Origin of the sequence: Stenotrophomonas sp. G4 (genome assembly GCF_003428825.1) — a bacterium.
In the GTDB taxonomy this organism is placed as follows: Bacteria; Pseudomonadota; Gammaproteobacteria; order Xanthomonadales; family Xanthomonadaceae; genus Stenotrophomonas; species Stenotrophomonas indicatrix.
Genome location: NZ_CP031741.1, coordinates 3,111,870 through 3,125,230 on the forward strand (window position 1 = coordinate 3,111,870; position 13,361 = coordinate 3,125,230).

Consider the following 13,361-nt stretch of genomic DNA (forward strand, 5'->3'; position numbering starts at 1 on the left):
ACGAGAAGCCGCATTACATGTCGCGTTGGCGCCCCCCCGCAGAAAAGAGCACCGCGCTGATCACCGCCGCCGGCCATGCACGTTTGAAGGCCGAGCTGGATGAGTTGTGGCGGGTGCGTCGACCGGAAGTGGTCAAGGCGCTGGCAGCAGCCGCGGCCGAAGGCGATCGCTCGGAGAATGCCGAATACACCTACCGCAAGAAGCAGCTGGGCGAGATCGATCGTCGCGTGCGCTACCTGACCAAGCGCCTGGAATCACTGCGCGTGGTCGACACCACGCCAACCGATCCGCAAGCGGTGTTCTTCGGTGCGTGGGTGGAACTGGAGAACGTGGACAGCGGGCAGACCAGCCGCTACCGCATCGTCGGGCCGGATGAAACCGATGCGGGGCTGGGCTGGATCAGCATCGATTCGCCGTTGGCGCGGGCCTTGTTGAAGAAGCGCCTGGATGATGAGTTTTCAGTGGAACTGCCCAGTGGCAACCACACCTTTGCGGTGATCGGCGTGGAGTACGAGGCTGCGGCCAACGGCTGAGCCTGTGGCGGGCAGCGGCGCTCGGCCGGGCATGGGTTCGGTTCTACACAAGCGGCGGCGGATAGCGGCGCCCTTCGCGCAGCGGGCGGAAGTAGTCGTCGTTCGCGTAAAAGGCTGGCGCCTGGTCGGTGTGCCAGCCGGGAATACCCGCCAATGGCAGCGGGCGCAGTTCCAAGGGATCGAGCAGCACCCTGCCCTCCTCGATGGCGCGCGCGACCGTGTCGATGCAGCCCGCATCGTCATCGCCCTGCAGCACCACGCATTTGCCGACCAGCAGCCGGCCCGGCAGCAGCGCCTGTTCCATCAAGGCATGACCGAATACCGCGGCGATGGCGATCCGTCCTGACTGCCAATGGATCGGTTCGAACAGCACGCGCCACTGGTGAGCATCCCAGGCTGCAAGCAACGCCGGGTCACGCACACGCACCACCACGCCGGTTTCGTCGAACTGGGTCAGCGCGGCCTGCGCGCGGTTGCGCTGTCCTGCGGCCCTGCCCTCGATGTGCCGGCATTGCTGCGCGTTGAGTGCGCACTTGATCGGCAGGTAGCGTGCCCAGACCAGGGCGTTGAACAGGTCGTGCCAGTTGCCCGCGCGGGTTGCGATGCGCCCTTCGGCAATGCGCGTTTCGTAGTGCAGGCCGTCGGCCAGCAACGCCGCATCCTGTTCAACAAAGCGTTTCCCCGGCAACGCCAGGCGCGCGTCCAGGTCGACCACGCGTGGCCAGTCCGCTGCCGTCAGCAGATCACCGAACCCGGCGATACCGGCAAACAACGGATGATCGAACGCAGCCCTGCCCACCGCCGCACGCAGCGGTGGCACGAAGCGGCGGGGGCCGCCATCAGCAGCCTCCGCCCCGGTCACAGCACCTTGAGGTCGAATGCCGGGCGCGTGGTCGGCGGCAGTGCGTCGCCGTAGAGATCGTGCTCGTCGCTCTCGGTGATTTCCACGTCGACGAACTCACCCACGCGCAACGCCACCTGGTCTGCGTTCTGGATATGCACCAGGCCGTCGATCTCCGGCGCATCGGCCTTGGAACGGGCCACCGCGATATCGCCTTCGATGGCATCGACCAGGCATTGCTGCACCGTGCCGATCTTGGCTTCCAGGCGCGAAGCCGAAATCTGCGCCTGCTTCTCCATGAAGCGCGCCAGTCGTTCCTGCTTCACTTCTTCCGGCACCGGGTCCGGCAGGCTGTTGGCCGTAGCGCCCTCCACCGGCGAGTAGGCGAACGCACCGACGCGGTCCAGCTGCGCTTCGTCCAGGAAGGACAGCAGCTCTTCGAACTCGGCCTCGGTCTCGCCCGGGAAACCGACGATGAAGGTCGAACGCACGGTGATGTCCGGTGCGATGCGGCGCCAGTTCTGCACCCGCTCCAGGGTCTTCTCGACCGCGCCGGGGCGCTTCATCAGGCGCAGGATGCGCGGGCTGGCGTGCTGGAACGGGATGTCCAGGTACGGCAGGATCCGGTTCTCGGCCATCAGCGGCACCACGTCATCGACGTGCGGATACGGATAGACGTAGTGCATGCGCACCCACGCATCCAGTTCGGACAGGCCTTCGCACAGTGCCTTCAGGCGGGTCTGGTAGGCCTTGTCGCGCCACATCTTCTCGGCGTACTTCACATCCACGCCGTAGGCAGAGGTGTCCTGCGAAACCACCAGCAGTTCGCGCACACCGCCGCGCACCAGGCGCTCGGCTTCGCGCAGCACCTCGTCCACGGGACGCGAGACCAGCTTGCCGCGCATCGACGGAATGATGCAGAAGCTGCAGTGGTGGTTGCAGCCTTCGGAAATCTTCAGGTATGCGTAGTGGCGCGGGGTCAGCTTGATGCCGTAGTCCGGTACCAGATCCACGAACGGGTCGTGCTTGGGCGGCAGCGCCGCATGCACCGCTTCCATCACGCTCTGGTAATCCTGCGGCCCGGACACCGCCAGCACGTTCGGGTATGCCTCGCGGATCTGCTCCGGGCGCTTGCCCAGGCAGCCGGTGACGATGACCTTGCCGTTCTGGTTCATCGCCTCGCCGATGGCGTCCAGCGATTCGGTCACCGCCGAATCGATGAAGCCACAGGTGTTGACCACCACCACGTCGGCCGAATCGTAGGACGGGACGATGTCGTAGCCTTCCGACCGCAGCTGGGTGAGGATGCGCTCGGAATCGACGAGGGCCTTCGGGCAGCCAAGGCTGACGAAGCCGACTTTGGGGTTCAGCTGGGACATGGAATCGCGGGACTCTGGGGGCCTGGGCCCTGCCGGCATGGCAGGGGGACCTGGGGGCCGGGGCCTGAAAGGGCGCCAGTATACCGGGGTTGGCGGATGGTCTTGGTGGGTGGAACTGAATCGCCCTCCCCCGGCCCGCCCAGCCCTTGAAATGCCTCCGTCAACTCCCGCAGGACACCTTAAATCACGTCCACGGCCCCGACATCTGTCGAACATACCCTCGGAATACATGCTGACATGGAGGTATTGAGCAGTCCGCGCTGAGTGCCAATACAAACCACCTTGAGCTCGTAGCTACCAACAAATGGGCCGGTATGATGATCGACAGCAGATGCAGTACAACGACCATTGTCAATGGAGACATTGCCATTGGACTCCCCTGCAATGGAACTTTGATAACGGGCAATTCCTACCGAGTGGAAGTTGACCCCCAAAGGCGCGCTGCCGCTGGGCGCCAAAGCATGCACGTAATAGGCCGCTCGCGGCGCATCCGTTCTCTCCGTCGATTTCTCTGACTCCGCCTGCTTGTCAGCAGCCCCCACGCATGACCACGCGGCCACAGACTCACCCCCAAGAACCGTATCACCGCGCCTGACTTCAGCGCCGGTTTCCTCACAGGACGCCTGATGATAGAGCTTGGTAGCCTCGGTTTGATCGTCATACCGATAGACAAGCCCGCCCTTGCCATCTTCAAACAACCGCAACTCGACAACAACCTGACCTCCATCGAAGTCGGTCAGAGCAGCAGTCCTTGTTATCCACTTCTTTCCATCACGTGACGCCAGCTCATGATCCGTATAGGACCTGTCACTCGCGTGCGCTGAAGCAGACGCCAGTGCGAGAGCAGCCATCCAAACTCCCCCAATAATCCGTTTAGTATTCATCAAAATAGTTCCCATCCATGATCCGAAGAAAATATAGAACACCGACCTGAAACAGCCCCTGCGCCTCCCGGCGGCGCCACCGCCCATAAAGCCAGCCAAAATCATATTCGTTGACCTTTTCCATCCCACCGGATGCTTTAATGAAATCATCGTCAGAGGCAGCCGATTCTGCAGTCAGAAAATCCGGAGCCCACGCAACTGACATGGCGACCATGCGCCCGCCCTGAACACCCAGCCGCCCGATCCCGCACAGCCGCTGACATCGCGCTAACCCGCCCAGCACCGACAATGCAGGCCTGGCCCCTGCAACGAGGTACACCCCGATGTCCGAATGGATCACCCTGGATACGCATTACGGCCCGGTCCGTGCCTGGCAGGCGCTGCCCGAGGGCAAACCCCGCGGCGCGCTGGTGGTGGTGCAGGAGATCTTCGGCGCCAACCCGCACATCCGCAGCGTCGCCGAACGCTTCGCGGCCCAGGGCTACGCAGTGCTGGCGCCGTCGTTCTTCGACCTGGTCGACGGCCCCGAGGCCGACCCGGATGCCCTGCCCTACAGCCCCGAGGGCGTGAAGGATGGGCTGGAACGGGTCACCGCGCTGGGCATGGAAAAGGCACTGGAAGTGGTCCGCGCTGCGGCAACCCGGCTGGCACCGCATGGCAAGGTCGGCACGGTCGGCTACTGCTGGGGCGGCAGTGTCGCCCTGCTGTCCGCGCTGCGCCTGGGCCTGCCCTCGGTGAGCTACTACGGCGCGCGCAACGTGCAGTTCCTGGATGAAGCGCCCAAGGCCCCGGTGATGTTCCACTTCGGCGCGCAGGACAAGAGCATCCCGCCGGAGGCGGTCCAGGCGCACCGTGAGAAGCTGCCGCAGATGGCGACCTACGTGTATCCGGCCGACCATGCCTTCAACCGCGAGGTCGGACATGCGTATGATCCAGACAGCGCCGCCCTGGCGCTGCAACGCACCCTGGACTTCTTCTCGGAGCATCTTGGATGAGCGATTTCGAACTCGATTCACGCCTGGCCACCGATAGCGTGCTGGTGGCCGAAGGCCCGTTGTCGCAAGTGCGACTGATGAACGACGAACGATTCCCCTGGCTGGTGCTGGTCCCGCGCCTGGCCGGGGTCACCGAATGGATCGAGCTGGACGGTGAACAGCAGGACAAGCTGCGCACCGAGCTCAACCGCGCCTGCAAGGCATTGAAGGGCTCCGACGGGGTGGAGAAGATCAACATCGGCGCGCTGGGCAACATCGTGCGACAGCTGCACTTCCACGTCATCGGACGTCATGACGGCGATCCGGCATGGCCCGGCCCGGTCTGGGGCAGCGGCCCGGCGCACCGCTATGAGCCGGCCGCGCTGGACCAGCATGTCGCCTACTGGAAGGAACGGCTAGGATATCCGGCCCATTCCTGAGCCAGTGCCGACCCGATGCGATTCAATATCGTTGCCGCCATCCTGCTGATCCTGATCGGCCTGTTCATGCTGGCCAGCAACCTGGGCTGGACCAACCTGAACCTGTCGCGCCTGCTGCTGACCTGGTGGCCACTCGGCCTGGTCGCCGTAGGCATCGCGATCCTGTTCGGTCGCGGCAAATAAGGTAGCGCCGGGCCATGCCCGGCGAACGCAGCGCGCGGCCCCACAAACGGAAACGCCGGGCATGGCCCGGCGCTACCAATACGCGCTGACGAAGGCAGTCAGGTGCGCGGCAAGGTCACGCCGGTCTGGCCCTGGTACTTGCCGCCGCGGTCCTTGTACGAGGTCTCGCACACTTCATCGGATTGGAAGAACAGCATCTGCGCCACGCCTTCGTTGGCGTAGATGCGCGCCGGCAGCGGCGTGGTGTTGCTGAATTCCAGGGTCACATGGCCTTCCCACTCCGGCTCCAGCGGGGTCACGTTGACGATGATGCCGCAGCGCGCATAGGTGCTCTTGCCCAGGCACACCACCAGGGTGTCGCGCGGGATGCGGAAATACTCGACCGTGCGCGCCAGCGCGAAGCTGTTGGGCGGAATGATGCACTCGTCACCGACGATATCGACGAAGCTGCCCGGATCGAAATGCTTGGGGTCCACGATCGTCGAGTTGATGTTGGTGAACACCTTGAACTCGCGCGAGCAGCGCACGTCGTAGCCGTAGCTGGAAGTGCCGTAGCTGACGATGCGCTCGCCGTTGGCCTGTTTGACCTGCCCGGCCTCATACGGCTCGATCATGCCGTGCTGTTCGGACATCCGGCGGATCCAACGGTCACTCTTGATGCTCATGCTCTGTCCTGGGTGCGAGGGGGCGCGAGGATTCTAGCAGGGGGCCGGGCGTCGCCGCCGCAGCCCCCAGCGGGCCCTTACAGCAGCGAGGACAGGATCGGGATCGAAGCGCGCGGGCGCTTGCCCACTTCCTCGACCAGACGCTGGGCGGCACGGTGGTAGGCCTGGGCCGCCGCCGATTCCGGCTGCGCGGCGGTGATCGGGGTACCGGCATCGCCCTGCTCGCGGATGCCGATCTGCAGCGGCAGCGACCCCAGCAGCGGCACGCCGTACTGCGCCGCCATGCGCTCGCCACCACCCTCGCCGAACAGGTGCTCCACATGCCCGCAGTTGCTGCAGGTATGCACGGCCATGTTTTCGACCACGCCCAGCACCGGCACCTCGACCTTCTCGAACATCTTCAGCGCCTTCTTCGCATCCAGCGTAGCGATGTCCTGCGGCGTGGTGACGATCACCGCGCCGGCCAGCGGGATCTTCTGCACCAGGGTCAGCTGGATGTCGCCGGTGCCCGGCGGCAGATCGATCAGCAGATAGTCCAGATCGTCCCACAGCGTGTCTTCGAACAGCTGGGTCAGCGCCGCCGTCGCGCGCGGTGCGCGCATGATCAGCGGCGTTTCGTCCTCGACCAGATAACCGATCGACATGGTGTCCACGCCGAAGGCCCGCATCGGCTCGATGCTCTTGTTGTCCGGGCTTTCCGGGCGACCGGACAGGCCGAGCATCGCCGGCACGCTGGGGCCGTAGATATCGGCATCAAGCACGCCGACGCGCGCACCCAGCTGCTGCAGTGCGACGGCCAGGTTGACCGCCGTGGTCGACTTGCCCACCCCACCCTTTCCCGAGCCCACCGCGATCACGTTGCGGATGCGCGCATGCGGCGCCAGTCCCTTCTGCACCTGGCTGGCATGCGGACGACGGGAAGAACTGTTCACTGCGGGCTCCGGGTGGATCGACAAGAAGAACCCAACATCATACTAGCTGGACGTACGCTGACTGAAATTCAGGATTGCTACAGATTCGTGCACAGATTGTTAAGTTCATGTTACGTTCGCTGAGCACTGGTTTTGGGCTCCGCGGCTGGTTGTTGCAGCACGCTCGATGGCGCATGCGCAGTGCCGTACTTGTATTTGCTCTTTGAACGGAACTACATGAAAGACCTTCGCAATTCCGCACGTCGCAACACCCTCGCTGTCGCCTTGATCTCCGCCCTGGTTGCCGCCTCGCCGGCAATGGCCCAGGACAAGGCCACCAACCTGGACAAGATCACCGTCACCGGCTCGCTGATCCCGCAGACCCAGGTTGAAACCCAGACCCCGGTGATGTCGATCTCCGCCGAAGACATCCAGACCCGCGGCTTCAGCAGCGTTGCCGAAGTGCTGCAGCAGTCCTCGCTGACCACCGGCGGCCTGCAGGGCGGCCAGACCTCGGGCGCCTTCACCCAGGGTGCCGAAGCAGCCGGCATGTTCGGCTTGAACCCTGGCTACACCAAGTACCTGATCAACGGCCGCCCGATGCTGTCGTATCCGGCGCTGTACAACGGTAGCGAGACCTTCAACAACATCAGCGGCATTCCGATCGACATCGTCGAGCGCATCGAAGTGCTGCCGGGTGGCCAGTCCTCGCTTTACGGCTCGGACGCGATCGCCGGCGTGGTCAACATCATCCTGAAGGAACGCATGGACGGCGGTACCGTGACCGTCCGCGGCGGCACCTACACCGAAGGTGGTGGCAACAACATCCGCTTCAGCGCCGCCAAGGGCTTCAACGCCTTCGATGACCGCTTCCATGCACTGGTCAACGTGCAGCTGGAAAACAGCAGCCCGATCTGGGGCTTCCAGCGCGACATCACCAAGCAGAACAACCCGGTCGGCTACACCGCGCAGCTGCCGTCCAACGACTTTGCCGTGATCGGCAACTCGGACAACAAGCTGTACATGATGGACCCGACCCGCTGCGGCAACGTGGCTGGCCTGTATGACGGCACCACCACCGTCGGCAAGCGCGCCTCCGGCGAGTCCTGCGGTTCGGTGTACAGCGCCGGCTACAAGACCCTGAAGAACGGCAAGGACAGTGGCCAGTTCTACTCGTCGATGACCTTCGACGTGAACGACAACTTCCAGCTGTTCGCCGACGTGCTGTACAGCAAGGAAAAGACCGAGTTCACCTCCGGCTCCAGCGCCCTGTGGTGGGGCACCAAGTCGGTCATGGGCGGCTTCTACGACCAGGGCCTGGGCAAGGTCGTCAACCTGCAGCGCGCTTTCGCACCGGAAGAAATCGGCCCCGGCCACTACGACAACATCCTGAACTCCGATGAGAGCCGTTCCTACCAGGTCACCCTGGGCGGCAAGGGCATGGTCGGCGATTGGGACTACAGCGCCAGCTTCACCCGCGGTGAGTACCGTCTTGACCAGAACCGCTTCGTGCGCTGGAAGGACAAGATCGAGAACTTCTTCGGCCAGACCGTGCTGGGCCCGCGCCTGGGCACCACCGCCGATGGCTTCGGCATCTACAACCCCAACTACGCCGCATTCTACTCGCCGATCACCCCGGACCAGTTCGCCAGCTTCACCGGCTACGGCACCCACCGCAGCAAGACCTGGCAGAACCTGGCACGTGCACAGGTGACCAACGGTTCGCTGTTCCAGCTGCCGGGCGGCGACGCCGGCCTGGCCGTCGTCATTGAAGGCGGCAGCGAAGGTTGGGACTACTCGCCGGACCAGGCGTTCATCGATGGCAACGTGTGGGGCACCACTGCCGTGGCCGGCGCAGGCCATCGCAGCAACTACGCGGTGACCAGCGAACTGCGCATGCCGGTGCTGGAAACCCTGACCGTCAGCGCCTCGGGCCGCTATGACGCGTTCAAGATCGGCGACGGCACCGTCGACAAGGCCACCTACAGCGTCGGCCTGGAATTCCGTCCGATCGAAAGCCTGCTGTTCCGCGGCAAGTACGGCACCGCCTTCCGCGCGCCGACCCTGTCAGATGCCTACCAGGGCATGAGCGGTTCCTACGCTTCGGGCCAGAACGACTACTACCGTTGCAGCCAGCTGGGCTATGCCCTGCGCGACGAAGCCTGCTCGTTCTACAAGACCACCTCGGTGTACAGCGAAAAGTCCGGCAACCCGGAACTGAAGCCCATCACCGCCGACGTGTGGAGCGCAGGCGTGGTGTGGGCTCCGGTCAGCAATTTCTCGCTGTCGGCCGACTACTACAACTGGAAGATCAAGAACGAGGTCAAGACCCTCAGCACCGACCAGTTGCTGCTGGCCGAGTACCAGTGCCACAACGGTCTGCCGAACAACACCTCGGCCAGCTGCCAGAACGTAACCGACTGGGTGAGCCGCGATGCCGGCGGCAACCTGACCCGCGTGTACACGCCCAAGCTCAACGTTGCCAGCCAGAACCTGGAAGCGGTGACGGTCAGCGCCAAGTACCTGCAGGACATGGGCCGCTTCGGTTCGCTGCAGTTCTCGGGCAACTACACCAACATGCTGAAGCGTGAAGTGACTCCGCTGCCGGGAGCACAGAAGCTGGATCTGCTGAGCGATCCGTACAACATGTGGTACTACGACAACTTCGCCAAGGTCCGTGGCGACCTGTCGGTCGGCTGGAACATCGGCAAGTTCACCACCACCGTGTATGCCAACTACGTCGGCAGCACCCCGAACTACTTGGCCTACACCGGCCGCAGCTATGACTACGTCCACTCCTCCGGCGCCAAGGCCGGCAAGTGGGGTTCGTACACCACCTACAACATGAGCCTGAACTACCAGGCGCAGGATGATCTGACCCTGTCGCTGATGGTCAACAACGTGTTCAACAAGCTGCCGGAAGGCCAGCGCTACAACTACCCGGGCAACGAGGCAGCGCCGTTCAATGACGGCTTCTACAGCGTCTACGGCCGCCAGATCTCGGCTCAGATCAAGTACGACTTCGGCAAGTAATCCCGTCGTTTTCCGGGTTTGATTCCGGACCAGGCCCCGCTTCGGCGGGGCCTTTTTTTTGGTTCTTCTCCCATCTGAGGGAGAAGAACTTTTTTTGGCGAGGCATGTGCGGCGATCACCGCAGGAGCATCTCGATTGTTAAATATCCGAACATTTACTAGATATTCATTAAGCCAAACTCGGCAAATTCGTACCGATATTGCAATACATTGTTTTTAAAGAAATTTTTATTAACTCCCAACGAACCATTGCGAGAGCGCGACAAGCCCGCGAAAAACAAGTTAAGCGTGTGTTACGTTCGAAAAACGCCGCCTTTCTGTGTCCACAGGCTGCTGAACCATCCATGAGTTCCCAGGAAAGGGAAAACGCGTTTCTCACGACCACACGGAGTACCGCATGTCTCGCAATGGCTTCCCGCGTCACCCGCTCACCCGCGCCGTCCTCAGCGGCCTGATCCTGGCCAGCAGCAGCGCGATCGCGCTCGCCCAGGACAACACTCCCACCGATCTTGGACGCGTGACCGTCACCGGCTCGCTGATCCCGCAGACGCAGATCGAGAACCACACGCCGGTCCTGACCGTCACCGCCGAGGACATCCAGACCCGTGGCTTCACCAGCGTTGCCGAGGTGCTGCAGCAGAACTCGTTGACCACCGGCGGCCTGCAGGGCGGCCAGACCTCCGCTTCGTTCACCCAGGGCGCCGAAGCCTCGGGCATGTTCGGCCTCAGCCCGAGCTACACCAAGTACCTGATCAACGGACGGCCGATGCTGTCCTACCCCGCCCTCTACAACGGCAGCGATACCTTCAACAACCTCAGCGGCATCCCGATCGACATCGTCGAGCGCATCGAGATCCTGCCCGGCGGCCAGTCGTCGCTGTACGGCTCGGATGCAATCGCCGGCGTGGTCAACATCATCCTCAAGGACCGCATGGACGGCGGCGTGCTGAACGTGCGCGGCGGCGCCTACACCGAGGGTGGCGGCAACGATTTCCGCGTCAGCGGCGCGCATGGCTTCAACGCCTTTGATGACCGCTTCCACGCACTGGTCAACGTGCAGTACGAGAAGAGCAGCCCGATCTGGGGTTACCAGCGCGACCTGACCAAGCAGAACAACACCAAGGGCTATACCCCGCAGGTCCCCCCCAACGACTTCCTGGTCTACCTGCCGGACCAGCAGAACGCCTACGTGATGATGGACCCGAGCCGTTGCGCCAACGTGGCCGGCCAGTTTGGCGGCACCACCGTGCTCGGCACGCGTGCCGTCGGTGAATCCTGTGGTTCGCCCTTCAGCGCCGGCTACAAGACGCTGAAGAACGGCAAGGAGAGCAGCCAGATCTATTCGTCGATGTCCTTTGATGTCAACGACAACTTCCAGCTGTTCGCAGACGCGCTCTACAGCCTGGAAGAAGTGCAGTACAACGCCGGTTCGGGCTACGCATTCTGGGGCAGCGATGTCGGTTTCGGTGCATTCGTCGACCAGGCCAGTGGCGAATACATGAACCTGCAGCGCGCGTTCGCGCCGGAGGACATCAGCCCCGCCGGTTACCGCGACATCATGAGCACCGATCGCAACAAGGCCTACCAGGTCACACTGGGCGGTCGTGGCAACTTCGGCAACTGGGATTACAGCGCCAGCTTCAGCCGTGGCGAATACAAGCTGACCGAGCGCAGCTTCGCGCGCTGGGCCAACGAGATCGACAGCTACTTCGAAGACCGCGTGCTGGGCCCGGTGCTGGGCGTCACCGACGACGGCTACAACATCTACAACCCGAACTGGGGCGCATTCTATTCGCCGCTGCCGGCCGGTGATTTCCAGACCTTCACCGGCTTCACCTACAACAAGAGCCGCACCTGGCAGAACCTGGGCCGCGCGCAGATCACCAACGGTTCGCTGTTCAAGCTGCCCGGTGGCGATGCCGGCCTGGCCGTGGTGGCAGAAGCCGGCAGCGAAGGCTGGTCCTATACCCCCGACCAGCGCCTGCTTGATGGCAGCGTCTGGGGCACCACCTCGGTGGCCGGCGCCGGCCATCGCAGCAATTACGCGCTGACCAGCGAACTGCGCATGCCGCTGCTGGAGTCGTTGACCGTGACCGCCTCGGGCCGCTACGACGCGTTCAAGATCGCCGACAAGACCGTCGACAAATCGACCTACAGCATCGGCGTGGAATTCCGCCCCATTGAAAGCCTGCTGTTCCGCGGCAAGTACGGCACCGCCTTCCGCGCGCCCAGCCTGTCCGACGCGTTCCAGGGCCGCAGCGGCTACTACGCCAACGGTTCGGTGGACTACTACCGCTGTGGCCAGCTCGGCTTCAACCCCAGCGACACGGTTGGCTGCCCGTATGCCAACGAATCGGTGTTCGGTGAGCAGTCGGGCAACCCCGAGCTGGAAGCGATCACCGCCGACGTCTGGAACGCCGGTATCGTGTGGGCGCCCATCAACAATCTGTCGGTGTCGGTGGACTACTACAACTGGAAGATCAAGAACGAGGTCAACACCCTCAGTTCCGACCAGTTGCTGCTGGCCGAGTATTACTGCCGCAACGGCCAGACCAACAACACCTCGGCCAGCTGCCAGAACGTGAGCGACTGGATCACCCGTGATGGCGCAGGCAAGCTTGACCAGATCTACACGCCGAAGATGAACATCGCCAGCCAGAACCTGCAGGCGGTGACGGCCAGCTTCAAGTACGTGCAGGACATCGGCCGCTTCGGTGCGCTGCAGTTCTCCAGCAACTACACCAACATGATCAAGCGCGAGCTGCAGCCGCAGCCGGGCGACGACTATCTGGACCTGCTGCGTGACCCGTACGCGATGTGGAACTACGACCAGTACGCCAAGGTGCGTGCCGACGGTGCGGTGGGCTGGGCGAAGGACAAGTGGACCACCACCGTGTACTTCAACTACATCGGCAAGACCCCCAACCGCATGGCGTATCTGGGCAAGGGCTACGACTACGTTCATCCATCCGGTTACGAGGCCGGCAAGTGGGGCTCGTACACCACCTACAACCTGAGCGTGAACTACCAGGCGATGGATAACCTGACGCTGTCGATGATGGTCAACAACGTGTTCAACAAGATGCCCGACGGCCAGGCCCACAGCTACGCCGGCAACATCGGCGCACCGTATAACAGCAGCATCTACAACCCTTACGGCCGTGCCGTGTACGTGCAGGCCAAGTACGAGTTCGGCGCGAAGTAAGCGCCGCACCCGCTCTGCCCGGAAAGGCCCCGCTTCGGCGGGGCCTTTTTCATTCCCCTCAATTGAGACAAAACATCAAAAATCGTCTCATAAATTAAACCATCAGAATAAGCAACCGCAAAGCCAGCAAGCCTTTGATCTACATACGAAACATTGGCTTCGATCAATTCTGTTCTGCAACGCAACATTTTGAAACATTCCCAGACAATCGTGTTTATGCACTGATTTCAAAGGACTTTTCCTGCGATGAGCAACACATTCGTGTGACGGCACCGTTTTGACAACGTGAACGTCGTGTTACGGTCAGGCTGAAT

General features: G+C 62.9%; 12 protein-coding genes. 6 read left to right on the forward strand and 6 right to left on the reverse strand.

Features of this window, described 5'->3' with window-relative positions; translation table 11 throughout:
• Positions 1 to 17: 17 nt before the first annotated feature.
• On the forward strand, positions 18 to 533 hold the full coding sequence (gene greB, locus D0Y85_RS14470; RefSeq protein ID WP_117310940.1) for a transcription elongation factor GreB: 516 nt from the start codon (positions 18 to 20) through the stop codon (positions 531 to 533).
• A 43-nt stretch (positions 534 to 576) separates the two neighbouring features.
• Here greB and D0Y85_RS14475 read toward each other — a convergent pair whose 3' ends face one another.
• From D0Y85_RS14475 to D0Y85_RS14485, 4 genes are all read right to left on the reverse strand, one after another.
• Entirely contained in the window at positions 577 to 1,395 is an 819-nt protein-coding gene (locus D0Y85_RS14475; RefSeq protein WP_117310941.1) for a DUF3025 domain-containing protein, read from the reverse strand.
• A complete protein-coding gene (rimO, locus tag D0Y85_RS14480) occupies positions 1,392 to 2,753 on the reverse strand; it encodes a 30S ribosomal protein S12 methylthiotransferase RimO (protein WP_117310942.1) in 1,362 nt (453 codons plus the stop codon). The genes D0Y85_RS14475 and rimO overlap by 4 nt, the downstream gene beginning before the upstream one ends.
• Positions 2,754 to 2,932: 179 nt before the next feature.
• The gene (locus D0Y85_RS20610; RefSeq protein WP_162887678.1) at positions 2,933 to 3,637 is read right to left on the reverse strand and encodes a hypothetical protein; all 705 of its coding nucleotides are present in this window, start codon (positions 3,635 to 3,637) and stop codon (positions 2,933 to 2,935) included.
• Complete coding sequence (locus tag D0Y85_RS14485; RefSeq protein WP_162887679.1) at positions 3,627 to 3,956, reverse strand: hypothetical protein; 330 nt, start codon at positions 3,954 to 3,956, stop codon at positions 3,627 to 3,629. Before D0Y85_RS14485 ends, D0Y85_RS20610 begins: the two co-directional genes overlap by 11 nt.
• A 4-nt stretch (positions 3,957 to 3,960) precedes the next feature.
• On the opposite strand from D0Y85_RS14485, the gene D0Y85_RS14490 reads away from it, so the two are divergent.
• The 3 genes from D0Y85_RS14490 to D0Y85_RS20615 are packed head-to-tail and all read left to right on the forward strand — an operon-like array spanning position 3,961 to position 5,234.
• On the forward strand, positions 3,961 to 4,632 hold the full coding sequence (locus D0Y85_RS14490) for a dienelactone hydrolase family protein (RefSeq protein ID WP_117310944.1): 672 nt from the start codon (positions 3,961 to 3,963) through the stop codon (positions 4,630 to 4,632).
• On the forward strand, positions 4,629 to 5,051 hold the full coding sequence (locus D0Y85_RS14495) for an HIT family protein (protein ID WP_049447711.1): 423 nt from the start codon (positions 4,629 to 4,631) through the stop codon (positions 5,049 to 5,051). The genes D0Y85_RS14490 and D0Y85_RS14495 overlap by 4 nt, the downstream gene beginning before the upstream one ends.
• A gap of 15 nt (positions 5,052 to 5,066) precedes the next feature.
• Positions 5,067 to 5,234, forward strand: a complete 168-nt coding sequence (locus D0Y85_RS20615; RefSeq protein ID WP_025876120.1) for a DUF5668 domain-containing protein — start codon at positions 5,067 to 5,069, stop codon at positions 5,232 to 5,234.
• Positions 5,235 to 5,332: 98 nt separating this feature from the next.
• Here D0Y85_RS20615 and dcd read toward each other — a convergent pair whose 3' ends face one another.
• On the reverse strand, positions 5,333 to 5,899 hold the full coding sequence (gene dcd, locus D0Y85_RS14500) for a dCTP deaminase (protein ID WP_025876117.1): 567 nt from the start codon (positions 5,897 to 5,899) through the stop codon (positions 5,333 to 5,335).
• Between the two features lie 77 nt (positions 5,900 to 5,976).
• Positions 5,977 to 6,831, reverse strand: coding sequence for an iron-sulfur cluster carrier protein ApbC (apbC, locus tag D0Y85_RS14505; protein ID WP_025876115.1), 855 nt, complete (start codon positions 6,829 to 6,831; stop codon positions 5,977 to 5,979).
• Positions 6,832 to 7,047: 216 nt separating this feature from the next.
• On the opposite strand from apbC, the gene D0Y85_RS14510 reads away from it, so the two are divergent.
• Together D0Y85_RS14510 and D0Y85_RS14515 are read left to right on the forward strand one after the other, a co-directional pair.
• Positions 7,048 to 9,843 (forward strand): TonB-dependent receptor, encoded by a 2,796-nt coding sequence (locus tag D0Y85_RS14510; RefSeq protein ID WP_117310945.1) that lies wholly within the window; start codon positions 7,048 to 7,050, stop codon positions 9,841 to 9,843.
• Between the two features lie 396 nt (positions 9,844 to 10,239).
• On the forward strand, positions 10,240 to 13,047 hold the full coding sequence (locus D0Y85_RS14515) for a TonB-dependent receptor (RefSeq protein ID WP_117310946.1): 2,808 nt from the start codon (positions 10,240 to 10,242) through the stop codon (positions 13,045 to 13,047).
• The last annotated feature ends 314 nt before the right edge of the window (positions 13,048 to 13,361 follow it).

Excerpts from the sequence above, each read along its gene's own strand:
- greB (WP_117310940.1), top strand. The coding sequence starts at position 18 with ATGTCGCGTTGGCGCCCCCCCGCAGAAAAGAGCACCGCGCTGATCACC.
- rimO (WP_117310942.1), bottom strand. The coding sequence starts at position 2,753 with ATGTCCCAGCTGAACCCCAAAGTCGGCTTCGTCAGCCTTGGCTGCCCG.
- D0Y85_RS20610 (WP_162887678.1), bottom strand. The coding sequence starts at position 3,637 with ATGAATACTAAACGGATTATTGGGGGAGTTTGGATGGCTGCTCTCGCA.
- D0Y85_RS14490 (WP_117310944.1), top strand. The coding sequence starts at position 3,961 with ATGTCCGAATGGATCACCCTGGATACGCATTACGGCCCGGTCCGTGCC.
- D0Y85_RS14495 (WP_049447711.1), top strand. The coding sequence starts at position 4,629 with ATGAGCGATTTCGAACTCGATTCACGCCTGGCCACCGATAGCGTGCTG.
- D0Y85_RS20615 (WP_025876120.1), top strand. The coding sequence starts at position 5,067 with ATGCGATTCAATATCGTTGCCGCCATCCTGCTGATCCTGATCGGCCTG.
- dcd (WP_025876117.1), bottom strand. The coding sequence starts at position 5,899 with ATGAGCATCAAGAGTGACCGTTGGATCCGCCGGATGTCCGAACAGCAC.
- D0Y85_RS14510 (WP_117310945.1), top strand. The coding sequence starts at position 7,048 with ATGAAAGACCTTCGCAATTCCGCACGTCGCAACACCCTCGCTGTCGCC.
- D0Y85_RS14515 (WP_117310946.1), top strand. The coding sequence starts at position 10,240 with ATGTCTCGCAATGGCTTCCCGCGTCACCCGCTCACCCGCGCCGTCCTC.